This is a genomic window from Archangium violaceum (assembly GCF_016887565.1).
GTDB lineage: Bacteria > Myxococcota > Myxococcia > Myxococcales > Myxococcaceae > Archangium > Archangium violaceum_B.
Genome location: NZ_CP069396.1, coordinates 3,639,888 through 3,664,636, shown reverse-complemented (window position 1 = coordinate 3,664,636; position 24,749 = coordinate 3,639,888). Strand labels below are relative to the sequence as shown.

Below are 24,749 nucleotides of genomic sequence, written 5' to 3'. Positions count from 1 at the left end.
ACGGGGCCGGGGCCACCGGAAGGACGCGCTTCGCCTCGCGCGTCAAGACTCCCCGCGGGTGCCGTGGAGGCATCCGAATTCGAGGAGTCCGTAAATCTCCGCCGCCGTTACCACACGGCCCGTCACACGGGTGCACTGCTCGTTGCACACTCAACAAGACCCGAGCCATCCGCGCTATACCTGCGCCGTTGGCTCCGCCTTCGGGCGGACGACAGGAGCGGCCCCGCATCCATGGCTCGTCGGTCTCCCGTGCAGTTCTTCCTGGCGCTGGTGGCGCTCGCGCCGAGCGCCTGCGGATGGATTCCACCCGAGGAGCCCGACACGGCCCAGGAGGTGGCGCAGGCGCCCGCGCCCGAAGGACCTCCGGCGTGCCTGACGGCGCCCATCGTGACGAACGGTGACCGCCACCGGATGCGGATCGCCCTCACCTTCGACGCCTGCACCACACGCCGCAACGAGTACGACGAGCGCGTCATCCGCACCCTGCTGGAGACCAGCACCCCGGCCACCCTCTTCATCGGCGGCGGCTGGGCCCTGGCCAACCCGAAGCGCCTCCAGGAGCTCGCGCAGTACCCGGGCTTCGAATTCGGCAACCACACCTTCTCGCACCCTCACATGCCCCAGGTGAAGGATGACCAGGAGGTGGTGGAGGAGCTGCAGCGCACGCAGCGCGTCGTGTATGACCTGACGGGCCGCATCCCCAGGTACTTCCGCCCGCCCTTCGGCGAGGTGGACAGGCGCGTCGCCTGGCTCGCGTCCCAGGCGTCGCTCGTCACGCTCAACTTCGACCTGCCCTCGGGAGATCCGGACGTGACCATCAGCCCGAAGCGGCTGGTGGACTGGGTGGTGAAGAAGGCGAGCCCCGGAGGCATCGTGGTGATGCACATGAACCACAAGCGCTTCCCCACCGCCGAGGCGCTGCCGGACGTCATCAAGGGACTGCGCAAGCGCGGCTTCGAGCTCGTCACGGTGGAGACGCTGCTCGAGGACACGGCCTGGCCCACGTGCAAGCCCTCGGACGAGCCGGAGCCTCGTCCCGTGGTGGCGGAAGTCATCCCCTGACGCGGGGCTTCCAGAAGATGAGCTCGCTGACGCCCGGGGCGGCGAAGCCCGGGAGCTGGCCCACCTGCTGGTACCCGTGCCGCTGGTAGAAGCGCTGCGCGCCCTCGTTGAAGTCGGAGGTGAGCAGGAAGTAGCCGCCGGGCGGCTCTCCACACCCGGCCTCGTAGGCCGCGAGCAGCTGGGCGCCGAGGCCCGAGCCATGGCGATCCTCCCGGATGGCGAGCGTCCGCAGGTAGGCGCCGATGCCGAAGGTGCCCCGGGTGAGGAACCAGCACACGCCCACCGGGCCGCTCTCGTCGGAGGCCATGAGCAGACCCTCGCCCCGCTCGAGCGCGCCGCGGAAGCGGCCCGCCAGGGCGGTGGCGTCCAGACCATAGGCCTTGAAGAGCGGGAGTGGCGCCAGCGCGGCGGCCAGCGCCGGGAGATCCTCCGGGGTGGCGGGACGGATGACTGCGGGCATTCGGTCCTCTCGGGGCTTCGGGGGCGCCGGGAGATTGGCCCGGAGCGCCGTGCCAGACAACAGGACTCGGGACTCAGCCCCCGGCGAGCGCGGCCGCGAGCCGGGGAAGCACCTCGCCGGCGCGAGCCTCCACGCGCACGTCCACCAGCTCCGCCCCACGGCACTCGCCGATGTTGACGAGGCCGATGGGCATGTGGCGATCCACGGCGCGCTGGAGGAAGCGGAAGCCCGAGTAGATGGCCAGGGACGAGCCCACCACCAGCAGCGCATCGCTCCGCTCGAGCATCGCGAACGCGGCTTCCACGGTGGGCGGAGGCACGTTGTCGCCGAAGAACACCACATCCGGCTTCAGCGTCCCGCCACAGCGGGTACACCCGGCGACCTGGAAGGCCCGCACCGCCTCGAGCGGCAGCTCGGCATCCCCATCCGGCAGCAGCTCGGCGGCGCGCTCCGAGAAGCCGGGGTTGAGCGCGAGCAACCGCTCCTGCAGCTCCACCCGGGGCTCGATGGCGTCGCAATCCAGACAGCGCACCCGGGCGAGCGCGCCGTGGAGCTCGATGACGTGCTGACTGCCGGCGGCGTGGTGCAGCCGGTCCACGTTCTGGGTGATGAGGCCGGACACGTGGCCCTGGCGCTCCATGGCCGCGAGCGACGCGTGCGCCGCGTTCGGACGGGCCGACGAGAAGCGCGGCCAGCCGAGCAGGCTCCGGGCCCAGTAGCGCGCACGCACCTCGGGCCGGGTGAGGAACTCGCGGTGTTGGATGGGGTTGCGGGCGCGGGCACGCGTGCCGGGCCCACGGTAGTCCGGGATGCCCGACTCGGTGCTGCACCCGGCGCCGGTGAGCACCACGAGACGGCGGCCCCGCAGCAGCGAGGCCAGGGCATCGGCTCCCTCGGTCTCGGCGAGGGCGGACGGTCGTTCCAGGGAGGCGGTCATTCGGGGGAAATCTATAACGTGCCCCTCGCGTTCATGCTGGCCCCAGGCCCGGGGAGCAGGCGGCCGGACGTCACGGCTCCTCGTCCAGCACCACGTGCCGTGGCCGCCGGAGGGCATACAGCAGGGCGATTCCCACGACGATGCCGCCCGCGATGAGCGGCGCGCGGACATCCGCCTCGGGGCCGAGGACCCGGCCGCCGATCATCACCAGACACACCAACACGCCGGCCGCGGGGACGAACACCGGAACCTCGAAGGCGCCCCGAGGCTCGCCCGGGCGGAGCTTCAGCACCAGCAACGCGCTGTTCACCAGCACGAAGGCGCCCAGCAGCAGCAGCGACGTGGCGTCGGCGAGCTGGCGGATGTCCCCCGACAGGGCCAGGGTGAGCACGATTCCCAGCAGCACGAGGATGGCGACATGGGGCGTGCGGCGGCCGGGGTGGACACGGCCCAGCCAGGCCGGCAGCAATCCCTGACGGGCCATGCCATACAACAACCGCGAGCCCATGACGTAGTTCAGCAGGGCCGTGTTGGCGACCGCGAAGATGCTGATGGCCGTGAAGAGGATGGGAGGAAAGACGGGCGCCGCCTTGCGCACCACGTCCACCAGCGCGGCCTTCGACTGGCTCAGCTCCTGGTAGGGCAGCACCGACACGGCGGAGATCGCCACCAGGATGTAGAGGGTCGTGGCGATCAGCAGCGCCAGGAGCAGCCCCAGTGGCAGGGTGGTCCGGGGACGCTTCACCTCCTCGGCGACGTTGAGGATGTCCTCGAAGCCGATGAACGAGAAGAACGTCAGCACCGCGCCCTGGAGCAACAGGCCCGCGGAGATTCCGGCCGCCACGCTCCCCTCCCCCGCCGCGGCTGGCGTCTCGAGGTAGTTCACCGAGCCCCAGTAGCGCACCCCCACCCCGATGACGATCAGCAGCCCGGTGAGCTCGACCGTCGTACACACGACGTTCATCCACATGCTCTCGCGGATGCCGCGGAAGACGACGAGCGACAGCAGCACCAGGAACGCGACGACCAGGACTCCGGTGGGCAGCCGCGCGCCGAGGGACTGCACGTAGCCGGCGATGACGCGCGAGCCGGTGGCCATGGACGTCAGGCCAGAGGCCGCCACGCCCAGGCCGATGACATACGAGATGAACGGGGCCCGGAAGGCACGATGAACGACATAGGGCGCGCCCGCGGCGCGGGGATAGCGCGAGCCGATGTTGGCGTAGCTCAACCCCGTCAGCAGGGCGACGACCATCGCCAGGGTGAACGCCAACCAGACGGCGTTGCCCATGATGCCGGCGGCCTTGCCAATCAGACCGTAGATGCCAGCCCCGAGCATGTCCCCCACGCCGTAGACCATCAACGCCGCGAGTCCCATGCGCCGGACCAGGGTCGGCTGCGAGGAAGGTGTGTCTTCACCATCGGCCATGACCGGACGTCATACACGGGGGGGTTGTCCGGTGGACCCGCCTTCGCGGCCAGCTGTCAGGAAGACGCCAGCTCCGTCCCGAGGAGTGGACATGGCGCGCAACTCCCACCCCGCGAGCTGGCATCATGAACGGCATGAGGAAGGTGCTCTGGCTCGCGGGCTATCTCTGGGCGCTCCCGGTGACGATGGTGGGGCTGCTGTTGACCCTGCCCTTCGCGCAGCTCGACTCGGTGGACGAGGAGGGAATCCTCCACTTCGTCGTCGTGCCGGGCAGTCCCATCGGTTGGTACATGCGCCACTTCCGCATCACCGCCTTCGCGGTGGGCGCGGTGGTGGCCTACGCGGGAGCGGACGGCCCCAGGCAGGTCCGGCTGATGCGTCACGAGCGCGCGCACGTGGTGCAGACCCTCTTCCTCGGCCCGCTGTTCCTTCCCCTCTACGGCCTCGCCTCGCTGTGGCAGTTCGCGCGCGGACGCCATCCGTACCGGGACAACTGGTTCGAGGTCCAGGCACGCGCGGCGGAGGTACCGGGCTATCGCGCACTGCGCCTGGTGCGCTGAGCGCCCCGTGTGAGCTTCAGGCCGGAGCTCCGGAATGGGCGAGGGGCACGGTGAAGAAGAAGGTGCTGCCCTGACCCGGCTCGCTGCTCACGCGGATCCTCCCGCCATGTGCCTCGATGAGGCCCTTGGCGATGGACAACCCGAGCCCCGCCCCGCGGCGGTCCGCCCGGTCGAGCTGCCAGAAGCGATCGAAGATGCGCTCGACCGCCTCCGGGGAGATGCCCGGACCGGTGTCACGCACGAAGAAGCAGACCGCCCCGTCCTCCACCCGGGCCCCGACCCGCACCTCACCTCCAGGCGGGGTGAACTTCAGCGCGTTGCCCAGCAGGTTGGAGAAGACTTGCAGGAGCCGGTCCCGATCCGCGAGCACGGGCGGCAACCCTGGAGTCTCCCCGAGCACCAGCTGGACCGCTCCGGCCTGGGGGCGGGCCGCCTCGACGGCATCCCGGAGGAGGGCCCCGGTGGATTGTGGACTCGGGTGGATGGACAACTGCCCCGCCTCCATCCGGGTCACGTCCAGCAGGTCGTCGATCAACCGGCTCATGCGCCGGGCGGAGGAGAGGATCGTCCCCAGCAGCTCCGGGCTCCGATCGCCGTTCCCGCCACCGCGCGCTTCCACCTGGCGCTGCATCAACTGGGTGCTGAGGACGATGGCGTTCAAGGGGCTGCGCAGATCATGGGCCACGATGCCCAGCACCTCGTCACGCGCCTGGGTGGCGCGGCGCGCGGACTGGTACAGGCGCGCGTTCTCGACCGCCAGACTGGCGAGCCGCCCCAACCCCCGCGCGAACTCCAGGTCCACCGCGTCATAGGCGCGCCCGGGCGCGGAGGAGATGAACAAGAGGGCCCCGAGAGGACGCTCGCCCGCCACGAGCGGAATGCACATGAGCGAGCGAGGCTCCAATCGTTGGAGCAGTGCGAGGTGCTCGGGGCCCTGCGACATGGCCGTGAGCTGCTCCGCCGACACGTGGGGAACGAGCAGCGGCTCCCGGCGCATCATCACTTCGTGCACGAGACGGGGCTGGTGCATCCCGAGGGGAATGCGCTGGACCGCCGCCGCCAGCTCCTGCTGCTCGGGCATGCGATGGGCCACCTCGGCCCGGCGCACCTGTTCGCCTTCCAGCAGGTAGACGATACACCAGTCCGCGAGTGACCGCACCGCGACATGGGCGACACTGGAGAGCGTCCGCTCGATGTCCAGGGAGGAGGAGAGGATTTCTCCAGCCCTCGCCAGGAAGCGTTGCTCCTCCTCCACCCGCTTGCGGACGGAGACGTCCCGCAGGATGGCCGTCAGGATGCGTCTGCCGTCCACCTCGAGCTTGGAGATGGCCGCCTCGGCGGGAAACTCCTCCCCATTCTTGCGCAGGCCCAGGACGAGCCGGCGCTCCCCCATCCCCCGGGCCTGCTCGTGCCCCGCGGCGAAGGCTTCGACGAGCCGATGGTGGTTGGCCCTGAAGCGCTCCGGGATGAGCCTGTCGAACGGCTGTCCGAGCACCTCCGACGCGCTGTAGCCGAAGATGGCCTCGGCCCCGGAGTTGAAGATGGTGATGCGCTGCGCCTCATCGATGGAGATGATGGCATCCACGGCGATGGAGACGATGCCCGCGAACCGGGCCTCCGAGGCCGCGCGTTCCGCGGCGTTCCGCTCCGCCACCTCCCGGGCCTCGCGGGTGCGGCGGACCTCGCGCACCACGAACACCGCCTGCGCCACCAGGACCGACATGGCGAAAGGCACCCCCAGCAGGTACACCCGCACCGCACGGTCGATCCACTGGCGGGCCTCGTGCCGCGCGGACTCCATCTCTTCCCGCCGGGAGCGCACCAACAGCTGGAGCTCCTCGTCCATCTCCTGGCGCGCGAACGCATGCTCCGCCTTCAGATGCTCGGCATCCAGGGCCCGCTCGGCGGCAATAGTGTAACGACGCAGTGCGTCTCGCTCCCGCTGCACCACCTGGAGCACCACCACGAGCCCCGCCACCGCGATCAACACGGGGATGAGCACCATCGCGGCGGTGGTGGAAACCAATCGGTACATGTTCCGGCCAGGCGTCGTGCCCCCGGCCCCCCCTTCGACAACGGATACACGAACGGTGCCCACACGCTCGTACCGCGAAACGGCGCACCACCTCCATGCGACAGGGGGACGACACGACTGATGCATGGGAGACGCCACCGACCCGGGCCCGCACTTCTGCCGCACCGCGTTGTGTTCCGTAAGTCTTCACCAGGAAACACTTGGGCGTGGGCTTATTGGGATTACAGGCCTCCCAATCATTTCTTATTCTGCAAGTTTTCTGTTATATCCACGCTGCCGGCGAATCAGCCGAGCCCCCGCTTCACGAAGTAATCCCGACATTCCAGGAGCCGTCATGTTCTCTCGTATCAACGGGCAAGGGGTCTCCCTTGCCGTTGCGCTCGCGGCCAGCCTCACGGTGGGCAGCGACGCACTCGCGAGCACCATCAACCAGAACGTTTCGTGGACCCTCAACCGCAGCGGAGCGACCTCGACGTACCGCGTCGTGGCGTATGGTGATTCCATCTTCGCGGGCTACAACGGCTCGCTGAGCAGCGTGGCGCGGCGCTCGGCGCCGAACGTGGAGGCGGAGTACCTGGCCAAGGACTTCAACTCCAACATCGAGATCTACCGCCGCACGAAGTCGGGCGCGGTGGCCAGCGACATCTACAACAACAAGATCGTCTCCGAGCGCTCGTACATGCAGACGAGCAACACCCGCGTGGTGATGTTCGAGATGTGCGGCAACGACTACCTGCAGGCGCGCTCTGCCTTCACGGACCAGACGGGCACCTGCAGCTATTCGGGCCTGGACACGGCGCTGGCCAACTGCACCTCGTATACGGAGAAGGCCATGCAGGCCATCAACACGTATGCGACGGCGGCCAAGTCGAAGATCGTGATGAACATCTACTATCCGGGCTTCGACGCGGACAACGTGCAGACCAACTGCACGGATCCCACGACCGGGACCAAGATCAACAAGCGCGGCAAGTTCCTGCCGTACCTGGCCAAGAGCAACTGGCGGACGTGCAACCTGGCGGAGAAGTACGGCTTCAAGTGCGCGGATGCGTTCGCCGAGTACATGGGAGCCGACTACGACTCGAACGGTGACGGGCAGATCGACCAGGACGCGCTGCGCTACCGCACGGGCGAGACGGAGGCGGCCTACGTGACGCGCATCACGTCCACGCTGGCCTCGACGCTGCGCGACGCGAACACGCACTTCGCCAACTCGAGCACGAGCTACGACTACATCCAGTCGGACAACACGCACCCGACGTACTACCTGTCGTCGACGGTGTCGGTGGGCTTCTTCGGTGGAACGGGCTCGGGCTCGGGCGGAGCGGACTTCACGGACGCGCAGATCGTGAACGGGCAGAACCCGCAGTGGAACAAGTGGGGCCACGAGCGCGCGGGCTACATCATGTCGCTGCTGGATCCGGCGGCGCCGTAACAAGAGAAGCACGCGGGCAAACACCCCCGCCCCAACCCCCTCCCTCTCCCTCTCCCTCTGGGAGAGGGTCGGGGTGAGGGTATGAGTCACCGTCCTCCCCTTCCGAGTGGAAGAGGAGGACACCGGGCATCGAGGAGCGGGAGCCGGGTGATAGGGTGCGAGCCCACCGGATGACCGCGCCCCTCACGCTGGCCCCCTCCCCGACACCCGCCTCCGAGTCAGAAGGATGGCTCGCGCCCATGGCCCTGGCGGGCCATGCGCTGCTGGGCCTGGCACTGGCGCGGACGCGAGGGCACTACAACGGCGACTTCATCTTCCTGGTCGGAGGAATCCTGCTGCTCTGGCTGGTGGGACTGAGCGTCTCGCGTCCGGCGAGGGCGGAGGTAGCCCGAGCGCGGACCCGGGCCTGGGCGTGGGGAGTCGCCGCCTTCTTCACCCTGTACAACCTGGTCCTCGAGCCGGGAACCAACCTGAGCGCGGGGGTGGACCTCCGGCCCTTCACGCTGCTGGGAGGACTCGCGGTGCTGCTCGTGGGGAGCTGCGCGGTGCCGGCGACCTCCGACTCACGGACGGCCCGGCGGCTGCACAGGGTGCGCACGGTGGGCGTCTTCGTCCTTCCGCTCCTGCTCGGGTGGCAGCTCATCGCCGCGTCCCCGGCGCCGCACATCGACGTCTGGGAGGTCCACCAGCAGGGCGCGCGAGCCCTGCTGAGCGGCCAGCCGGTGTACGGCGGGGCCCTGCGGACCGTGGACTCCTACAGCTTCGCGAGGGAGATCGACGCCTACGCCTACCCGCCGCTCAACCTGCTCCTCACCACGGCCGCGTATGCCGTCACGGGGGAGACGCGGCACGCGCAGCTCGCCTGTCTCCTGCTGGGAGCCTTCTTCTTCTGGCGGGCCGCGCGGCGCCGGGTGGAGGCGGGGAATCCGCTGCCCGAGCTGCTGGTGGCCTGTCTCGTCTTCCACCCGCGAGGGCTCTTCACCCTGGAGCAGGCCTGGGGCGAGCCGCTCGCGCTGCCCTTCCTCGGGGCCTTCGTCTACTACCTGGGAGAGGGCCGGAAGACGGCCGCCGCGGTGGCGCTGGGCCTGCTGTGCGCGACGAAGCAGCACTTCGTGCTGTACCTGCCCCTGGTGCTGCTGCTGCCCGGCCCGACCTGGCGTGGCGCGGCCCTCGCCGTGGGGACGGCGGCGGCCACCTTCGTCCCCTTCCTGGCGTGGACGCCGGGAGGGCTGTGGAGGGACCTGGTGGTGCACCACCTCACCAACCCCTTCCGGCCGGACTCGCTGTCGCTGACGGCGTGGTTCCTCCACCGGGGCCAGTCGCTGCCGGGCTGGCTGGGGTTCGCGGGGGCGCTGGGCGTCTGGGCCCTGGCGCTCCGGCACCGCCGCCGGGGGCCGGAGGTGCTGCTGCTGGGGAGCGCCCTCGCCTTCGGGGTCTTCTTCTTCCTGGGCCGGCAGGCGTTCTGCAACTACTACTACCAGGTGGGCGCCACGGTGCTCGCGGCGGTCATCGCCTCGCTGGGGAGCCACCCGGCGGCGGGAAGCGAAGCGGGCCTGCCCGGAGGCTCGGAGCGGGCGGGTGCGGCCGGTGCCCGGAACGAGTCCTTCAACATCCCGGGTGTTCCTGTAGGGTGCGAGACATGAGTCAGAAGCTGGAGCTTCGAGGGAAGTGGACCCTCGTCACCGGAGCCTCGTCGGGGCTGGGCGTGGAGATCGCCCGGTCGATTGCCAGGGACCATGGCGGCAACGTGCTGGTGGTGGCGCGGAGGCGCGACCGGTTGGAGGCGCTGTGCGAGGAGCTGCGCTCGCGCCATGGGGTACAGGCCGCCTGCATCACGGCCGACCTGTCACGCCCGGAGGACGTGGAGCGTGTCTTCACCGAGGCCACGCACGAGCGGGACATCCACGCTGTCGTGTTCAACGCCGGGGTGACGTACTGGGGCGAGGCGCTGAAGCTGGGCTGGAGCGAGTTCCAGGCCATGCTGAACACCAACGTCACGAGCATGGTGCGCCTGTCCACGCTCTTCATGAGCTACCTGGTCGAGCGGGGGACGAAGGGCGGGCTGATGCTCGTGTCGAGCATGGCGAGCATCATCCCGGTGCCGTACCAGGCGGCCTACAGCGGCACCAAGGCCTTCGTCACCAGCTATGGACAGGCGCTGGCGCAGGAGGTGCGGCACACGGGCGTGTCCGTCACGGTCTTCGTACCGGGCGGCATCTCCACGGAGATGCTGGACAGGACGGGGCTGTCCAACCGCTTCAAGGCGGGGGAGCTGGGGATGATGACGGCCGAGCAGGCCTCGGCGCACGCGGTGCGGGCCTTCATCCACCGCAGGGAGCTGTACGTGCCCGGGCTGCTCAACCAGACGCTGGCCCTGGCCGCGAGGATGCTCCCGCGGGGCTTCCTGGCCCAGCGCACGGCGGCCCTCTACCGCCCCGAGCCCTGAGCGCCTCACACGTGCCGGGGCCGGCGCCAGAAAGGTGGACGCCAGTGCCCGCGCTTCTCGAGCTGCGCGGCCACATCCCCCTTCAAGGGCAGGCCGAGACGCTCGCGCCGCAGGAGGAGTAGCTCGCGGATGACGATCTGACAGGTGCCCACGATGGGCACCGCGAGGAAGGCCCCGAGCACCCCGGCCAGCTCGGCGAAGAGGATGATGCCGAGCAGTGTCACCAGCGGGTTGAGGGCCACGGTGCGCTTGTAGACGATGGGCGCCAGCGCGTGGTTCTCGAACTGCTGGTAGAGCACGGCGAAGACGAAGACCGCCGCCGCGTCCCAGCCGCTCCCCGAGGCGAGCGCCACCAGGCAGATGACCGCGCCGGCCATGGTGGCGCCCAGCAGGGGAACGAGGCTGCCCAGTCCGGAGAGGATGCCGAGCGGCAGGAAGAAGGGCACGCCGAGGATGGCCAGGAAGAGGGTGGTGCAGGTGGCGTTCACCACGGCGATGAGGCCCAGTCCGCCGATGTAGCCCCCCACGGAGTTGTACACCTTGCCCAGCACCCGCTCGTAGCGCTCCCGGTGGGCGGGGAGGGACTCGGCGAGCAGCCCCCGCACCACCCTGCCACCGTAGATGAGCATGAAGATGACGAGGAAGAGCACGGTGACGAAGGCGCCTACCCCGGCCAGCACGCTTCCCACCACGCGCAACGCCGGATCCACCGCCCGCTGGAAGAGCCCCGAGCCCCCCTGGCCGAGCGCCCCCAGCCGCTGATCGATCTGGATGCGTGCGTCGAGCCACTTGAAGAGACTGGCCTCGTGGATGCGCGCGTTGAGCTCCGGCAGGCGCGCGGCCAGCTCCCGGACCTGCGCCACCGCGGAAGGGATGACGAGGAAGCTCGCTCCAACGAGCGCTCCCAGTATCACGAACATCACCACCCCGACGGCCAGGGACCGCTTCAGCCCCCACTTCTCCAGGCGCTCCACGCCGTGGTTGACCGCCACCGCCAGGAGGATGGCCGTCACGCACAGGGTGAGGGTGACGATGCCGTGGATCAGCAGGTAGATGGCCGCCAGAACCCCCACCACCGTGGCGCAGATGGTGAGCACGGTCTTCACCGTCACCTGAGAACGCGGCACCGGCACCGGCTCGCGATCATTCACCGGCTCGACCGGCGGTCGAACGGGCCTGTCTGAATCCACGCCCCCTCCCTTCCTCACACATGGGCTCCGCGAAAGCTGGGTCTCTGTCGACCCGAACGGCAGTGCACTCCGCCGGGGCGGCGACCGCCCGCCTGGCCGGCCGCCCTCCCCTCCGGGCCCACCGCTCCCCGCGGCTCCGGAAAGCCAGGCCGGAGCCTCCGCCCGGAAAAGCACCACACCCATTAAATGCAACTTGATTGCATTTGAATCCACGTGGCACATTTCCGTTCGCACCAGGCAGTTCCCCCCTCAACCGAGGAGTCGCACCATGAAGAACCCGTTCAAGAAGAGCCTGCTCCTGGCAGGCGTGTCCCTGCTGCTCGCCGCCTGCGGTGGCACGGAGGCGGAGCCCACGCGCGGCGAGCTGGAGACGCAGCAGAGCGGCCTGCTGGCCGCCTGCACCGAGACGGAGGAGCTCACGGAGGTGGTCGAGCACGCGTGCATCCACGCGGAGCTCGGACCCTTCCAGAACCTGACGGCCGCCGCGCTGGGAACGGTTCCCTTCGTGGACGTCAACCTGCCGCACACCGGCTACGTCATCACCCTGCCGGCGAACAGCTCCAGCTGCGGCTGGGGCGGCTCGGTCAACTTCATCCCGGAGGAGTCCGGCGAGTTCGCCTTCCTGCTGTCGCGCTACCCCGGCCTGCGCATCTTCAACGGCACCACCGAGGTGGGCCTCGAGTGCCGCTTCCAGGTGCCCACGGAGGTCTGCGGCGCCCTGCGCAACGCCATCATCGCGGACCTCGAGGCCGGCGTGGAGTACCGCCTCGAGTTCCAGACGCTCAAGCAGAGCAACGCCCAGTTCACCCTCGTCGTCGAGGAAGCCGCCCACCACGATCACCAGGAGTAGTCCCTCCCCGGGCCACCAAGGCCCGGCCGGGGTCCGTGGGCCGGCGCGCCCGCGGACCCCTCCGCCCCATTTCCTTTCGCGACACACATGCATCCGAGTTGCATTTGATACGCCCATGCATGTAGGAAATCCGTCATGCGATCGACCCAACGTTTCCTCGCTCGGGCCGTCTGTGCGGTGGCACTCGCCGCCTGTGGCCAGCCCCCCGGGCCCGAGACCGAACCGCCGCAACCGCAGGGGCAGACGGACCCGTGCGCGCCCCACGGACACATCCACCGCGAGCCCACGGGCGACTGGTGCCACTGTGATCGCGGCTACCTGGCGGCGGCACAGGGCCTGTCATGTCAGCAGGATCCGAACTACGTCCCCCGGGATGGATTCGACTTCGGTGACAACGGCCAGCACGCGTGCTGGCACGTCACCAACGGGCCCTTCGCCCTGGTGACCGCGGCGTTGGACCGGCAGCCCCGCGTGGACGCCTTCCACACGTACTACACCGTCAAGCTCCGCCCGGAGAACGGACAGTACGTGGGCACCTTCAACTTCAAGGGCTACGCCACGGGCGACTTCGTCCTCTACCTGAGCGACGCCAGCGTCCCCGTCGCCGTGCGCGAGGGGACGAGCGTCCTGCAACCCGTGGCCACCGCGCCCATCCCCCAGGACATCCGCGACGGAGTCTGCCAGGGCGGCCTGGTGGGAATGGTGGGCTACGAGCTGACGGACAAGGTCCAATACACCGTCACGTTCGGCCCCACCCCCCTGCCCGAGCTGGGGCTGGTCATCGAGCACCTGCAGTAATCGAGCGCGGCGAAAAGCCAGGCAGCTATTGCAACTCAGTTGCACATGCGTCATCACTGGAGATGCCGAGGAGCGCGCGGCCATCGTGCGAGGCACAGCGCCGCTCCCGGTTCACCTGAAAGGGACAAACCATGAAGATGACGATGCGAAACATCGGCGGTGCGCTCATCGGCCTGTCGCTGGCGGCCTGCGGCCCGGGCCTGGAGGAGGAGCAGGACACCTCGTGGCAGGAGCAGGGGCTCGAGGCCGGCTGCACGGCGCTCGGCTCCACCATCAGCTCGCACTCCTGCGTGCACTCGACCAACAGCGCGGACCACGTGAGCGTGACGGCGACGAGCGGCCTGACCTCCTCGACGCCGAGCATCAACACCGCGCACAAGCAGTTCGACGTGACCCTGCCGGCCAGCGCCGCGGGAACGGTGAAGTTCCAGCCGGCCACCGCGGGCTCGTGGGCCTTCTTCCTGACGCAGAACACCGCCATCACGGTGAAGGACAGCGCGGGCAATACGCTCAGCTCCGCGCTCACCCACTCCGTGAGCGGCTGCGCGCTGACGAAGGTGGCCGTGTTCAACCTGAGCAGCACCACCACCGCGTATCAGGTGGTGCTGGGGCCCGCGTCGGGCAACCTGGTGGGCGTGGTCGCCGAGCGCGTGGAGGACTACACCGTCCGCTACTACCAGGACTCGGATGCTGACGCCTGGGGCAACAGCAGCGTCTCCGTCCTCACCGCGTGCGTGCCGCCGGCCGGCTACATCACCCAGCGCTACGACTGCAACGACGCGAACGCCAGCATCAACCCCTCGGCCGCGGAGATCACCGGCAACAGCGTGGACGAGAACTGCAATGGCTCGCTGACGAACTAGTCACTCCTGAAGCAGCGGGCGAGTGCCCGCGAGCCGGGGCGGCCTCCTTCCGAGGCCGCCCCGGTGCCATTTCCCGCGAGGAATTCCAAACGATGCGCTCCTTCCCTGGCAATGCCCTGCTCACCGCCTGTGCCCTGGCCCTGACGGCCTGCAACGACGATCCACCGCCTCCCCGCCCCTTCCCGGCGGACACCGAGGCCCCCACCGTGACGGCCACCTCCCCCGCCGAGAGCGCGGAGGGACTGCTCCCGGGTGCCACCACCGAGGTGTCCATCACCTTCAGCGAGCCCATGAACCCGGAGGCGGGCACCCTGGTGCCGTCGGGAGGGCTGACGCTCGGCACCGCCACCTGGTCGGACAGGACGCTGAAGGTGCCCGTCACGAGCATCCGCCATGACGACGCCCACGCCCTCGAGCTGAAGGGCTTCCGGGACGTGGCGGGCAACGCACTGGACGGCACGGCCTTCCTGGGCGATGGCCGGCTGGATTTCCGCACCACCTCGGATCGCCCCCGCCCGGCCGTCGCCTCCGCGAGCCCGGCGGAGGGGACCCAGGAGCTGTACCCCGTGGAGATGTATTACGACGCCTCGGCGAGCCGTCCGGGCACGTACTTCCACAAGGTGCTCACCGTGACGTTCACCGAGGCCATGAACCCGGCCTTCGCGCAGGTGGAGCTGGTGAACCGCACCGACTCCAGCCTCCCGCCGCGCGCCTTGACGGGACAGTGGTCACCCGATGGCCTCACGTTGACCGTCCGCGTCTCCGCCCCCGACGAGGGAGGACCGCCGCTGGAGGAGGAGTCCGCGTACACGCTGGATCTCTCCGCGCTGAGGAGCGCCGCCGTGGGCAACCGACTGGACGCCACCCCCGTCCTGGGTGACGGCAAGCTGGACTTCACGACCGGCAAGCGCGACGGCCACCTCGAGCACGCCTGCACCCATACCCTCGCCAGCACGGCGGAAGCCCTCACGGCCGCTCCCGCGCGCCCTCCCTTCGGGTTCCCGCCCCCGACGGGCGTGGGCCACACGCGCTACCGGCTGACCCTCCCGGGAGAGGGCCCTCACGAGGGCTATACGGAGCTCATCTCCAAGCCCGCCGAGGACGAGGACATCGTGCTGTACCTCGGCCAGGAGCTCCAGGTGGGTGCCTATGACGATCTGGACGGCTTCGAGGTTCTCGTGGAGCTCCGTGCCGCGCCTCCGGCCTGTGCTGGCATCACCCACCGGGCGCGCTTCAGTGCGGCGATGGGAAACCGGAGCTACATGCTGCACTTCGGTCCCACCGACGCCACGACGCTCGAGTTCGTCCTGGAGCGGTACGCGAAGTAGGAGGACGGGCGGGCCGCCTCCCCCGGGGCCCGCTCACTCCCAGGTGGCGGAGAACGCGGTGTGCCGCCGCACGTTGACGAGCAGTGCGCGGTGCACCTGGCTCTCGGGGGGCACCGTCACCGCCGCCCCGCTGGCCGGCACCTCCAGCCGCTCGAAGAGCGTGCCCTCGAACCAGCGGTGCGGTTGGAGCTCCACGATGAAGAGCCCCTCGTCGTCCAGCTCCACCTCCATGGGGACGAACTCCACCCGCTGCAGCTCCACCGGCGGAGGAAAGTCCAGGGCGGCCCGGAAGGCCACGGTGTTCCCCTCGCGCGAGGCAGTGCCTTCCAACAGCACCGAGCGTCCCTCGAGCGATGCCGCCTCCGCGCCCAGGGCTCGCGAGGGAGGCTGGAGCAGCAGAGAGAAGGAGCGCGCCATCCCAGCGATCCCCGGTGAGCGGCCGAGCACCCGCGTCCCACCGCCCTCCGCCAGCAGGTCGTACACCACCTCGCGATCCCACTCCCCCAGCACCCGCCCACCGGAGAAGAAGGAGTCGTGCGCGTGCGCGCTGGGGACGAGCACCTCGCCCATGCGGCGAAGCCAGTGGCGCGAGGCGGCCGACTGAAGGGGCGAGGGGTTCTCGAAGAGGTAGATGGGGCCGAGCACCATGCGCGCGGACGTCAGCTCCACGCGCCAACCGGTATCGGTGGTGAAGCGGCCGGGGACCGTCTCGCCAGGAGCGCGAGCGGTGCGCAGGCCCATGCGGAAGGTGATGCTCCGGCCGCCCGTGCCGGACATCCCGCAGGCCTGGACGCCGCCGAGCAGCGCGGCCCCGAGCAGCGAGGTGAAGGCCCGGCGCGTGGTGCGGAGGGGGGAAGTCATGGCTGCGGCTCCTCCTGTTGGAAGTCCAGGTAGACGGTGAGGGTGCCCTGGAAGGTGCGCGGGGCACCCGCGGCGAAGTGGCGGGTGGCCATCAGCGAGGCCGGCGCGTCCGGGCCGCGGAAGTTGGAGACGTAGTTGAACTCGGCCTCGTGCCAGCGCGCGTCGAGCAGGTTCGACACGGACACGCCGAGCTCCATCCAGTTCCACCGGGCCCGGGCGGCCACGTCGAAGAGGAAGATGGGCTCGCTGTAGCGGTCGAGCGGCAGCGGCTTGGGTCCGATGGCGCTGTGTCCCAGGGCCAGGTTCCACCCCACCGGCAGCCCGGCGATGGAGACGTCGCCGCGCACGGAGGCATCCAGCCGGCCGAGGAGCTGGGGGATGTAGGGCATGACGGTGCCCTCCCACGGCTTCCACGGCGAGGCACCAGGAAGGGGCAACGTGGCGCGGGCCCAGGCGACGCTGGCCTGGACGTCCAAGCGCTCCTCGAGGGTGAAGCGCGTGGTGGCGAAGGCGCCCAGCCGCTGCGAGGGGCCCACGGGCTGGTTGCGGCCGGCCGTCTCGTCGAAGACGAGGTCCTGGGAGACGCGGGTGGCGAACACGGCCCCGCGAGCTTCCAGCGAGTACGGCCGCCCTTCCCCACCCAGCTTCCAACCCAGACCCGTCTCCGCGGCGGTCACGCGGGCATAGGGAGCGAGCTCCGCGTCGGAGAGCGCCGCCGCGTCGCTGGAGCGCGCGCCCAGGCCCGCGCTGGTGAGCCAGGTGAGGTGGGGGGAGAGCCGCACCTCGGCGGTGGCGCGGGGGCTGGCGAAGAAGCCATAGGCCTCCACGGACTCCTCGGGAATGCGCTCGCCCTGCCTGTCCGAGGAGGGCCGGTTCTGGTCCTCCACGCCGAAGAGGAAGGTGTCCAGGCGCAGGCCGCCCCGCAGGGTGAGCCAGGACAGCGGAGCGAGCCGGAGAGAGGCGTAGGCGCCCAGGTTGGTGGTACGCACCTGGTTGTCGAAGAGGGTGCGGTAGGGCGCGCCGCCGTGGTCGCGCAGGCGCCGGGCACGGGTGAGGACGTCGTCGAAGCGGGCCACGTAGCCCAGCTCCAGCGGTTGCGGCTGCCCCAGCCAGGAGAGTCCCGGCGTGTAGCGCCCGCGCAGGCCCATGGTGGTGCCCCGGTAGTACTGCTCGGTGTTGTCGCCGCGCTGCGACTCTCCAACGGGGGGCTGGTCATTGAGGAAGCCGGTGAAGTCGTCGCGGATGCGCATCTGCCGCAGCACGACGAAACCCTGCTGTACGAAACGACCACCCCGGCGCAGCCGAGACTGCAGTTCGGCGGAGAGGAGGTGGCGCTGTCCGGCCCCGCCCTGGTTCGGGTCATAGAGACAGAAGAACTGGGAGTCCGGGTCGGCCGCGCAGGGCATGCGTCCGTCCACCACGTCCGTCTCACGGACGACGCCCGCCGAGGAGAAGCGCGCCGCGTAACTGGCGCCGAACAGACGCAGCCGCGTCTCCTCGCCGACGCGGAACTCCACTTGAGCCATGGCGCCCGCGTTGGCGTAGGCGCGGTTGGGTCCGAAACCATGACCCTGGCGCAGCAGCAGTCCCACGAAGGTGGCCTCATTGGACTCGGGAGGCCCCCAGACGAGGGACAACCGGCGCGAGGCGAAGCTGCCATAGCTGGCGGACGCGGTGAGGCCGCGGCGCCTCAGGCCGAGCTGGTACTCCACGGTGCCCGCCACGCCGAAGTCACCCTGGGATGGGTCATAGGGCCCCTCGGTGACGCGCAGCGAGTCCACCAACTCCGGAATGATGAAATAGGTGTCCGCATACCCATGACCATGGGCATGAGACACCTCATTGAGGGGCACACCATTGAGACGGAACTCCACGTCCTTGCCCTCACCGGCATCAAAGCCGCGGATGAAGATGGTGTCGGCATGCCCCTCTCCACCGTGGTTGGCGAGCATCACACCGGGAGCCAACAACATGAGGTCTGAGGCGGAGTTGCGAGGAACATCCGCGAGTTGCCCCACGGGAATATGGAAGTCCCCGACGGCGGCGGGAGGAGGAGCGGAGGTCCGGCCGCGCACGGTGGTGGCGAAAGAAGGAACCTCCCTCTCCCTCTGGGAGAGGGCTGGGGTGAGGGTATCCGCCCCCGTGTTCCCCGCCGTGGATGCCCCCTCTCCCTCTGGGAGAGGGCTGGGGTGAGGGTCTTCCCCGGGCGGCACCGTGTCCCCCGGAGCAGGAGGCGCAAAAGTCACGGGCACATCGGCCTGGACCTCCAGGCTCACCTCCCCGCGCCGAGCGGGCTGAAACCGCCAGCGAACGGCGGCGGCCATGGCGGCCCGGTCGAACGAAACCCCCGCCGACTCGCGCACCTCCACGCGCGACACCTCCCCCTGCTCGTCGATGGTGAGACGCAAGAGCACCGTGGCGGGGGCAGCGAGCGGAGGCGAGTCCGCGGGCATCACCGGGGGAGGCGCCTCCAGGGGCACGGGGGGGGTCACTGGCACATCGGCCGCGGCGCCCAGCAGGCAGAGCACCAGACAGGAGATCCACATGAGAGACCGCGAGATACACCACCCTCCCCTTGACTCGCAACCATGTTGCATCTACTTCTCGATTGCATGGATATCGGAAGTGGGAGAACGCGGACGTGGCGCGCGGCGCTGGTGACACTGGCTCTGGGGTTGGCGGCATGCGAGCCCGTGGCGGAGGGGGACGTGCGGGTGACGATGAGTGGAGGGGACGGCACGCAGCGCGGCTACCCGAGCCACCTTTTCCAGGATGGCTGGTCGGTGCAGTTCACGAAGTACCTGGTATCGCTGGGGGACTTCACGCTCACCTCCGCCGCGGGAGAGCAGCGGGCGTCGAGTGAGCACGTGCTGGTGGACGTGCAGAAGGGAGACATCCCGCTCACCGAGCTGAAGGGCCTGACGGCGGGGCGCTGGGGGGTGGGCTTCCGGGTGAGCCCGCCGAGGGAAGACACGAAGCTGCCGGACGGGAGCGTGTCCGCGGAGGATCTCGCGATGATGCGAGAGCGGGGCTACAGCTACTGGGTGGAGGGAGTGGCGGTGAAGGAGGGGGTGGGCGTCTACACCTTCCGGATGGGGTTCCCGGTGGATGCGCGCATGGTGGACTGCGTCAACGGGGTGGATGGGACGCTGGGCATCGTGGTGCCGGAGGGCTCGGTGGGGAAGGCGGAGGTGACCATCCACGCCGAGCACATGTTCTACGACCGGCTGGGGACGCACCGTGGGGTGCAGTTGCGCTTCGACGCCTTCGCGGCCACCGCGGACGCGAGGAAGGTCATCACCCCCGAGGGGCTCTCCTCCCAGAAGCTGCTGGACCTACGGGGCCCGGACGGAACCGAGCTGCGGGACGGCCAGGGCAAGCCGGTCGTCTACGAGCCGGGCGCCTACACGGTGAAGACGCTGCAGGAGTTCGTCACCCAGAGCATCGTGGATCAGGCGCACCTCAATGGGGGAGGCGTCTGCACCGTCGCCCACTGAAGTGAGGGCGGGAGCGACCGCCGTCAGACGCGCTGATCTCCCTCGTGCGCCACGCGGCCGGAGAGCAGCTTGGAGATGTGCAGCAGCCGCTCCGTGCCCAGGCGCATGAGCGCCGCGCGAACGCTCGGCTGGCTGAGGACGTGCTGCTCGAAGGCCTCGCGCCCCAGCCGCAGCAGGTGGCACTGCGTGTCCGCGCGCACCGAGGCGCTCGCGGGCCGGCCGAGCAGCAGGGAGATCTCCCCGAAGACGTCCCCTTCCCGCAGCGAGGAGAACGCCTTCTGCCGCCCGTCCGGCTGGCGCAGCACCGGCGAGCACTGGCCCGTCAACAGCAGGTACAGGGCCTCGCCCCGCTGCCCCTGCTCGATGATGATCTGCCCGGCCTCCACCGTTCGCAGCTCGAAGATGCGCGACAGCGCCTGCCGCTGCGGGGGGGCCAGCGCGGAGAAGACGGGGTTGCTGCGCAGCACGTTGGCCAGCAGCCGCTCCCGGTAGAAGGCTTGGGCCGTCTCGCCGACCATGGGGTGCTTCAGGGCGAGCCGCTCCACCCGCGTGCGCGACAGCTCGAGCGCCACGGTGGGCCGGGTCGCCACCACGGTGGCCAGGCGCGGGCTCTCGGAGACGAGGGCGATCTCCCCGAAGAACTCGCCCTCCCCCAGCGAGGCGAGCGTGCGCCGCTCGCCGCCCTCCATCTGGCGCATCACGTCCACCTGCCCCTCGACGAGGGCGAACGTGGACCTGCCCGGCTCACCCTCGGTGATGAGGCTCTGCCCAGGCCGGAAGGAGCGGGGCTCCACTGAGCCCACCAGCTCCACGAAGGGCTCGCGGGCGAGCTGTGAGAAGAGGGGCACGCGCGGCAGCGCCTCGGCGTCAGCGGCGGGAGCGGTCGCCCCCGGGGCCTTGGGGCGCGCGTACAGATCCGCCAGCAGTTGCGGCGTGCGCACATGGCCCGGGTCGAGCTGGAGGAGCACCCTGCACACCGCGATGGCACGCAGCGGTTGGCCCTTCCGGGCCCAATCGGCGGCCAGGGCCTCTCCGGTGGCGAGGGCCTCGGGCGTACGGCCGAGCGACTGGAGCCGCTCGAGTTCCTGATGCAGTGCGTCGGACATGGCCCCTCCTCTATGCCACAGCCCCCGCGCTCGCGCAGCCACGGAGAATGCAATGGCCGCGCGCTCCAGTCGTACAATGGAGGCACCGAGGAGGAATGATGGGCCGCACACACGACATGCCACCGAGTCGACCCAGGTGGAGGACGTACCTCGTCGAGGTGCTCGCGCTGGCCGTTCTTTTCGTCGGCCGAGCCAGCCTCGCCGACCACTACCATGTGCCCTCCGGCTCCATGGAGCCGACGCTGCGCATCAAGGACCACCTGGCGGTGGACAAGCGGGCGTACGGGCTGCGCATTCCCCTCACCCATGTGTGGCTCACCGAGAAGGAGCCGCAACGGGGGGACGTCGTCGTGTTCGACTCGCCCATCGACGGCAAGGTGATGGTGAAGCGGCTGGTGGGCCTGCCGGGAGACCGCATCCTCTTCGATGGCGAGTCGCTCGTCCTCAACGGGCAGCCCGTGGAGCAGCGCTTCACCGAGGAGGGTGTGCGGCTCGAGCTGCTACCGGGAGCGCTCCACCCCCTCGATCCGGAGCCCTATCAGGGGCCGGAGATGGACGAGGTGGTGATTCCGCCGCGGTACTACCTGGTGCTCGGGGACCACCGGGGTAACTCGGCCGACAGCCGCGTCTGGGGCCTCGTTCCCCGGGAGAACCTGCTCGGCCGCGCGGTGGCGGTCCTCTACAGCCCTCGCGAGGGGCTCTCCGCGGGCGAGCGCTGGTGGATTCCCCTGCGCACGGATGAGGGCACCGGCGTCGACACGCGCCTCACGCGTTAGACTGGCCCATGTCCAATCCCCTTCGCCGTCTCATGTTGATGGTTCTCGGCTCCTGCGCGGTGTCCGCCCTCGGAGCCTGTTCGAGCGTCACCGCCTCCACCCGGCCCACCGAGTCGCTCACGGTGCGCGAGTTGAACATCGTCGACGAGCGTGGCCAGGCGCGCCTCCGCATTGGCGCGCCGCTGCCAGACCCCAAGGGCCTCAAGCGCAAGGTGAAGGCCGTCGGCATCCAGTTCATGGACCCGGACGGGCAGGAAATCGGGGGGCTCGCCATGCTCGATTCCATCGACTTCCGCGGGCTGTGCTTCGACAGCACCCAGGGCTACGAGGCGTTGTGCATGTCCCTCCTCCAGGGACAGCCCAACATCACCTTCCGCGACAACTGGCAGGAGCGCATCTCCATCGGCGTGGTGGAGGGTGTGGCGAGCGTCGTGCTCAACGACGCCCAGGGCAACCCGCGCCTGCGGCTCGAGGTCGACAAGGACGGCAAGGCGCGGGTCGAAGAGGTGACTCCAACTCCGGCGGGTAAATAGGCGAAGGGGGCTGGCCCGGTGCTACTCCGGGTCGAGTGCCCAGGCGCCGTCGTGCCTACGATTCAGAAGGCCGCACCGCCTCTCAGTGGATCCGCAGGGCGAGCTTGCCCAGGTGGTGCTGGAGCACCTCCTTCTGGGCCCGGGCGGCCTCCTCCATCGCGTAGACACGGCCGATCTCCAGGTGGAACGGCCCCGCTTCAATGAGCTCGTTGAGCCGCTCGAGCGTGCTCTGCCTGGGGACACCGTCATAGGCGATGACCTCGGGGCCCTGAGGAGGCGGCTCCACGCCGTTCGGGTGGGCGATGCGTCCGCCCTGGCGCACGTGCTTCTTCAGCACGCTCTGGCAGCGGTCATTGCACGCCAGCACCAGCGCCGCGTCGAGCCCGTCCGGCGCGAAGTCGCGGCAGGCCTTCTCCACGTCCCCGTGATGGCCCTCGACGACCGCCTCCGCGCCGAGCCGGCGGGCCAGCTCCACCCCGTCCTCGCCCGAGGCGACCGCCAGCACCCGGGCGCCCAGGCGCCGGGCGAGTTGCAGCGCGATGTGCCCCACTCCTCCGCTGGCGCCGAAGATGAGCAGGCGTTGCCCCGCCTGAAGCCGCAGGTGGTCCTCCAGTCCTTGCAGCGCGGTGATGCCGTCCGCCGCGAGTGTCGCCGCCTGCTCCACCTTCATTCCCCGGGGAATCCGCGCCGCGTGCTTCTCCTTCACCACGGCGAACTCCGCGTAGAAGCCCCCCTTGGGGCTCAGGAAGGCCATGGCGTAGACGCGGTCCCCCTCCTTGAAGCGCCGCACGTTCCTGCCCACGGAGATCACCTCGCCCGCGCCGTCGGTGCCGGGCACGTAGGGGAATCGCGGGCCCCCCTCCATCATCCCGGCCATCTCCCCTTCTCGTTCGACGGGATCCCAGACGGCCACCCCGGCCGCCTCGACGCGGATGAGGATTTCATCGTCCCCGCAGGTGGGCACGGGCACCGTCTTGATGCCGAGGACTTCCGGGCCGCCGAAACGGTCGAACGCCGCGGCCTTCATCTTGTCGGGAATGGCGGGGGCCATGGTGGGGCTCCTTCTGGGGGAAACTGGTTCCCGCAGAGGATGGGCACTGCCCGATGCCCCCGTCATCGCCCGGCAAGCCGCACGGTGAGCAAGCGTTACGCCAGCGGGCGCTCGGTGGGAAGGCAGCTCGGGCAGGCATTCAGTGGAAGAACTCCGCGGGCACGGTCTCGAATCCGCGCGGCTCCGCGTTCGAGTGTGCCTTCGCGAGCTCCGAAGACGGCTCACCCGCGCGCAGGCGGCGGAGCAGCTCGCGCGGCTCGATGTCGACACCGATGGGATTGGTACCGTAGACCTCCGACCGCATGAAGCCCATCGCGTCTTCCTTGCGGGCGAAGTTGTCGACCTGCAGCTCGATGTGATTGCCATCCGGATCGCGGTAGTACAACGACGTGGTCGGGCCATGGTTGACACCCCAGAACGGAGTGATGCCGGCCTGATCGAGGCGTTCGTACGTGTCGAGCAGCGCCGTGATGTCCGCGTAGGTGAAGGCGAAGTGCTCCAGACCGCGCGTCTTCGGCCCGGGCTGCTCCGTTGCCCCCGTGTTCACGATGCCGATGCGGTGGTGCTCGTCGTCGTAGGCGAGGAAGCACACCTCGCCATTGTCATAGGCCATGGTCGCTCCGAGGACCTCGAGGTACCAGTCACGCATCTGCTGGAAACGACCGGTCCGCAGAACGACATGGGAAAGCTTCGTGGGGGACGTCATCGCGCCTGTCTCCTGTGAAAGCAACGCCAGCGTTGCATTGGTCATGTAATTGGCGGCCGGAAGAATCGCAACGGGACCGTTGCTATTCTCCGGGGGCCGGGTACCGTCACGTCCATGAGGCGCAGAAGCACAGGGGAATCCACGCGTCCGCCCCGGCCCAAGCAGCTTCGCGGCGAGAACCTCACGGAGAAGGTGCTCGAAGTCGTGTTGAGCGAGCTGGACCGTGTGGGCCACGAGAAGCTCGCCTTCGAGCAGGTCGCCGCGCGAGCGGGCGTGAACAAGGTCACGCTCTACAGGCACTGGCCCACGAAGCTGGAGCTCATCCGGGCCGCGGTGCGGCGTGTCGCGGACGAAACACCGTCCCGGCCAGATACCGGAACGCTCCGGGGCGATCTCCTCGTGCAGCTCCACTCGCTGCGCGCAAATGCCCGCGAGCCCTCACGCCGCGCGTTCTTCCGGCTGCTGTTCGATGCGAGGCCGGGGGATCCCGTCGGAGAGCTCGTGCTCGAGCTCCGAGACGAGAAGGATGCCGAGGTGATGCACATCTACGAGCGTGCCATCGAGCGCGGGGAGTTGTGGCCAGACGCCGATCCCCGCCTCATCCATGGTGTGCTCTTCGGCGCCGTCCTCAACTTCGAGTTGCTCCACCGGGGCAGCTCGGACGAGGCGCGCCTGGAATCCCTGATCGACCTCGTGCTCGCCAGCGTTCTGATTCCCCCCAAGGCAGGCAAGCACCCCCTGACGCGCCGCCGATGACCCTGGTGGCCGCGAGCCCGCATCCGGTGCCACGTCACTGGCGCGACCCTCGAGGACGAGGCTCCCGTCT

At 69.6% G+C, this 24,749-nt stretch carries 23 protein-coding genes; 13 read left to right on the top strand and 10 right to left on the bottom strand.

Annotated features, from left to right (window positions below; genetic code table 11):
* Nucleotides 1-231 precede the first annotated feature (231 nt).
* Nucleotides 232-1,062: a polysaccharide deacetylase family protein gene (locus JRI60_RS15210; protein ID WP_204226581.1), complete on the top strand. Its 831-nt coding sequence runs from the start codon at nt 232-234 to the stop codon at nt 1,060-1,062.
* On the opposite strand, the gene JRI60_RS15205 is transcribed toward JRI60_RS15210, so the two are convergent.
* The 3 genes from JRI60_RS15205 to JRI60_RS15195 all read right to left on the bottom strand — a co-directional run bounded on the left by JRI60_RS15205 (nt 1,052) and on the right by JRI60_RS15195 (nt 3,888).
* Nucleotides 1,052-1,522, bottom strand: a complete 471-nt coding sequence (locus JRI60_RS15205) for a GNAT family N-acetyltransferase (protein ID WP_204226580.1) — start codon at nt 1,520-1,522, stop codon at nt 1,052-1,054. The genes JRI60_RS15210 and JRI60_RS15205 overlap by 11 nt on opposite strands.
* Before the next feature lie 73 nt (nt 1,523-1,595).
* Nucleotides 1,596-2,459, bottom strand: coding sequence for an NAD-dependent protein deacetylase (locus JRI60_RS15200; protein WP_204226579.1), 864 nt, complete (start codon nt 2,457-2,459; stop codon nt 1,596-1,598).
* A gap of 70 nt (nt 2,460-2,529) precedes the next feature.
* The gene (locus JRI60_RS15195; RefSeq protein ID WP_204226578.1) at nt 2,530-3,888 is read right to left on the bottom strand and encodes an APC family permease; all 1,359 of its coding nucleotides are present in this window, start codon (nt 3,886-3,888) and stop codon (nt 2,530-2,532) included.
* 125 nt (nt 3,889-4,013) lie between these two features.
* Between JRI60_RS15195 and JRI60_RS15190 the strand changes: the two genes are divergently transcribed.
* Nucleotides 4,014-4,448, top strand: coding sequence for a hypothetical protein (locus JRI60_RS15190; protein WP_204226577.1), 435 nt, complete (start codon nt 4,014-4,016; stop codon nt 4,446-4,448).
* Nucleotides 4,449-4,464: 16 nt separating this feature from the next.
* On the opposite strand, the gene JRI60_RS15185 is transcribed toward JRI60_RS15190, so the two are convergent.
* On the bottom strand, nt 4,465-6,483 hold the full coding sequence (locus tag JRI60_RS15185) for a sensor histidine kinase (protein ID WP_204226576.1): 2,019 nt from the start codon (nt 6,481-6,483) through the stop codon (nt 4,465-4,467).
* Nucleotides 6,484-6,817: 334 nt separating this feature from the next.
* On the opposite strand from JRI60_RS15185, the gene JRI60_RS15180 reads away from it, so the two are divergent.
* From JRI60_RS15180 to JRI60_RS15170, 3 genes are all read left to right on the top strand, one after another.
* Entirely contained in the window at nt 6,818-7,918 is a 1,101-nt protein-coding gene (locus JRI60_RS15180; protein ID WP_204226575.1) for an SGNH/GDSL hydrolase family protein, read from the top strand.
* Nucleotides 7,919-8,088: 170 nt separating this feature from the next.
* On the top strand, nt 8,089-9,561 hold the full coding sequence (locus tag JRI60_RS15175) for a hypothetical protein (protein WP_204226574.1): 1,473 nt from the start codon (nt 8,089-8,091) through the stop codon (nt 9,559-9,561).
* Nucleotides 9,558-10,364: an SDR family NAD(P)-dependent oxidoreductase gene (locus JRI60_RS15170; RefSeq protein ID WP_204226573.1), complete on the top strand. Its 807-nt coding sequence runs from the start codon at nt 9,558-9,560 to the stop codon at nt 10,362-10,364. The genes JRI60_RS15175 and JRI60_RS15170 overlap by 4 nt, the downstream gene beginning before the upstream one ends.
* 5 nt (nt 10,365-10,369) lie before the next feature.
* Here JRI60_RS15170 and JRI60_RS15165 read toward each other — a convergent pair whose 3' ends face one another.
* Nucleotides 10,370-11,554, bottom strand: coding sequence for an AI-2E family transporter (locus tag JRI60_RS15165; protein ID WP_204226572.1), 1,185 nt, complete (start codon nt 11,552-11,554; stop codon nt 10,370-10,372).
* Between the two features lie 268 nt (nt 11,555-11,822).
* On the opposite strand from JRI60_RS15165, the gene JRI60_RS15160 reads away from it, so the two are divergent.
* From JRI60_RS15160 to JRI60_RS15145, 4 genes are all read left to right on the top strand, one after another.
* Nucleotides 11,823-12,404: a hypothetical protein gene (locus JRI60_RS15160; RefSeq protein ID WP_204226571.1), complete on the top strand. Its 582-nt coding sequence runs from the start codon at nt 11,823-11,825 to the stop codon at nt 12,402-12,404.
* A 135-nt stretch (nt 12,405-12,539) separates the two neighbouring features.
* The gene (locus tag JRI60_RS15155; protein WP_204226570.1) at nt 12,540-13,202 is read left to right on the top strand and encodes a hypothetical protein; all 663 of its coding nucleotides are present in this window, start codon (nt 12,540-12,542) and stop codon (nt 13,200-13,202) included.
* 131 nt (nt 13,203-13,333) lie between these two features.
* Nucleotides 13,334-14,065: a putative metal-binding motif-containing protein gene (locus JRI60_RS15150; RefSeq protein WP_204226569.1), complete on the top strand. Its 732-nt coding sequence runs from the start codon at nt 13,334-13,336 to the stop codon at nt 14,063-14,065.
* 92 nt (nt 14,066-14,157) lie between these two features.
* Entirely contained in the window at nt 14,158-15,393 is a 1,236-nt protein-coding gene (locus JRI60_RS15145) for an Ig-like domain-containing protein (RefSeq protein ID WP_204226568.1), read from the top strand.
* A 33-nt stretch (nt 15,394-15,426) separates the two neighbouring features.
* Here the strand turns inward: JRI60_RS15145 and JRI60_RS15140 are convergent, their stop codons facing one another.
* Nucleotides 15,427-16,254, bottom strand: coding sequence for a hypothetical protein (locus tag JRI60_RS15140; RefSeq protein ID WP_204226567.1), 828 nt, complete (start codon nt 16,252-16,254; stop codon nt 15,427-15,429).
* Nucleotides 16,251-18,800 (bottom strand): TonB family protein, encoded by a 2,550-nt coding sequence (locus JRI60_RS15135; RefSeq protein WP_204226566.1) that lies wholly within the window; start codon nt 18,798-18,800, stop codon nt 16,251-16,253. The genes JRI60_RS15140 and JRI60_RS15135 overlap by 4 nt, the downstream gene beginning before the upstream one ends.
* A gap of 66 nt (nt 18,801-18,866) precedes the next feature.
* On the opposite strand from JRI60_RS15135, the gene JRI60_RS15130 reads away from it, so the two are divergent.
* Nucleotides 18,867-19,751 carry a hypothetical protein gene (locus JRI60_RS15130; protein ID WP_204226565.1) on the top strand — a complete coding sequence of 295 codons (885 nt, stop codon included), beginning with the start codon at nt 18,867-18,869 and terminating at the stop codon, nt 19,749-19,751.
* 23 nt (nt 19,752-19,774) lie between these two features.
* Here the strand turns inward: JRI60_RS15130 and JRI60_RS15125 are convergent, their stop codons facing one another.
* Nucleotides 19,775-20,857, bottom strand: a complete 1,083-nt coding sequence (locus JRI60_RS15125) for a cyclic nucleotide-binding domain-containing protein (RefSeq protein WP_204226564.1) — start codon at nt 20,855-20,857, stop codon at nt 19,775-19,777.
* A gap of 98 nt (nt 20,858-20,955) precedes the next feature.
* On the opposite strand from JRI60_RS15125, the gene lepB reads away from it, so the two are divergent.
* A complete protein-coding gene (lepB, locus tag JRI60_RS15120) occupies nt 20,956-21,633 on the top strand; it encodes a signal peptidase I (RefSeq protein WP_204226563.1) in 678 nt (225 codons plus the stop codon).
* Nucleotides 21,634-21,641: 8 nt separating this feature from the next.
* Complete coding sequence (locus JRI60_RS15115) at nt 21,642-22,166, top strand: hypothetical protein (RefSeq protein WP_204226562.1); 525 nt, start codon at nt 21,642-21,644, stop codon at nt 22,164-22,166.
* Between the two features lie 82 nt (nt 22,167-22,248).
* Here the strand turns inward: JRI60_RS15115 and JRI60_RS15110 are convergent, their stop codons facing one another.
* Together JRI60_RS15110 and JRI60_RS15105 are read right to left on the bottom strand one after the other, a co-directional pair.
* On the bottom strand, nt 22,249-23,217 hold the full coding sequence (locus JRI60_RS15110; protein ID WP_204226561.1) for an NADP-dependent oxidoreductase: 969 nt from the start codon (nt 23,215-23,217) through the stop codon (nt 22,249-22,251).
* A 139-nt stretch (nt 23,218-23,356) separates the two neighbouring features.
* Complete coding sequence (locus JRI60_RS15105; RefSeq protein ID WP_204226560.1) at nt 23,357-23,923, bottom strand: VOC family protein; 567 nt, start codon at nt 23,921-23,923, stop codon at nt 23,357-23,359.
* A gap of 114 nt (nt 23,924-24,037) precedes the next feature.
* Between JRI60_RS15105 and JRI60_RS15100 the strand changes: the two genes are divergently transcribed.
* A complete protein-coding gene (locus JRI60_RS15100) occupies nt 24,038-24,679 on the top strand; it encodes a TetR/AcrR family transcriptional regulator (RefSeq protein WP_204226559.1) in 642 nt (213 codons plus the stop codon).
* Nucleotides 24,680-24,749: the final 70 nt, after the last annotated feature.

Coding starts and splice junctions, on each gene's coding strand:
- JRI60_RS15180 (WP_204226575.1), top strand. CDS start 6,818: ATGTTCTCTCGTATCAACGGGCAAGGGGTCTCCCTTGCCGTTGCGCTC.
- JRI60_RS15155 (WP_204226570.1), top strand. CDS start 12,540: ATGCGATCGACCCAACGTTTCCTCGCTCGGGCCGTCTGTGCGGTGGCA.
- JRI60_RS15190 (WP_204226577.1), top strand. CDS start 4,014: ATGAACGGCATGAGGAAGGTGCTCTGGCTCGCGGGCTATCTCTGGGCG.
- JRI60_RS15160 (WP_204226571.1), top strand. CDS start 11,823: ATGAAGAACCCGTTCAAGAAGAGCCTGCTCCTGGCAGGCGTGTCCCTG.
- JRI60_RS15100 (WP_204226559.1), top strand. CDS start 24,038: ATGAGGCGCAGAAGCACAGGGGAATCCACGCGTCCGCCCCGGCCCAAG.
- JRI60_RS15125 (WP_204226564.1), bottom strand. CDS start 20,857: ATGTCCGACGCACTGCATCAGGAACTCGAGCGGCTCCAGTCGCTCGGC.
- JRI60_RS15185 (WP_204226576.1), bottom strand. CDS start 6,483: ATGTACCGATTGGTTTCCACCACCGCCGCGATGGTGCTCATCCCCGTG.
- JRI60_RS15200 (WP_204226579.1), bottom strand. CDS start 2,459: ATGACCGCCTCCCTGGAACGACCGTCCGCCCTCGCCGAGACCGAGGGA.
- JRI60_RS15140 (WP_204226567.1), bottom strand. CDS start 16,254: ATGACTTCCCCCCTCCGCACCACGCGCCGGGCCTTCACCTCGCTGCTC.
- JRI60_RS15175 (WP_204226574.1), top strand. CDS start 8,089: ATGACCGCGCCCCTCACGCTGGCCCCCTCCCCGACACCCGCCTCCGAG.
- JRI60_RS15195 (WP_204226578.1), bottom strand. CDS start 3,888: ATGGCCGATGGTGAAGACACACCTTCCTCGCAGCCGACCCTGGTCCGG.
- JRI60_RS15135 (WP_204226566.1), bottom strand. CDS start 18,800: ATGTGGATCTCCTGTCTGGTGCTCTGCCTGCTGGGCGCCGCGGCCGAT.
- JRI60_RS15145 (WP_204226568.1), top strand. CDS start 14,158: ATGCGCTCCTTCCCTGGCAATGCCCTGCTCACCGCCTGTGCCCTGGCC.
- lepB (WP_204226563.1), top strand. CDS start 20,956: ATGGGCCGCACACACGACATGCCACCGAGTCGACCCAGGTGGAGGACG.
- JRI60_RS15150 (WP_204226569.1), top strand. CDS start 13,334: ATGAAGATGACGATGCGAAACATCGGCGGTGCGCTCATCGGCCTGTCG.
- JRI60_RS15130 (WP_204226565.1), top strand. CDS start 18,867: ATGGATATCGGAAGTGGGAGAACGCGGACGTGGCGCGCGGCGCTGGTG.
- JRI60_RS15170 (WP_204226573.1), top strand. CDS start 9,558: ATGAGTCAGAAGCTGGAGCTTCGAGGGAAGTGGACCCTCGTCACCGGA.
- JRI60_RS15110 (WP_204226561.1), bottom strand. CDS start 23,217: ATGGCCCCCGCCATTCCCGACAAGATGAAGGCCGCGGCGTTCGACCGT.
- JRI60_RS15210 (WP_204226581.1), top strand. CDS start 232: ATGGCTCGTCGGTCTCCCGTGCAGTTCTTCCTGGCGCTGGTGGCGCTC.
- JRI60_RS15205 (WP_204226580.1), bottom strand. CDS start 1,522: ATGCCCGCAGTCATCCGTCCCGCCACCCCGGAGGATCTCCCGGCGCTG.
- JRI60_RS15105 (WP_204226560.1), bottom strand. CDS start 23,923: ATGACGTCCCCCACGAAGCTTTCCCATGTCGTTCTGCGGACCGGTCGT.
- JRI60_RS15115 (WP_204226562.1), top strand. CDS start 21,642: ATGTCCAATCCCCTTCGCCGTCTCATGTTGATGGTTCTCGGCTCCTGC.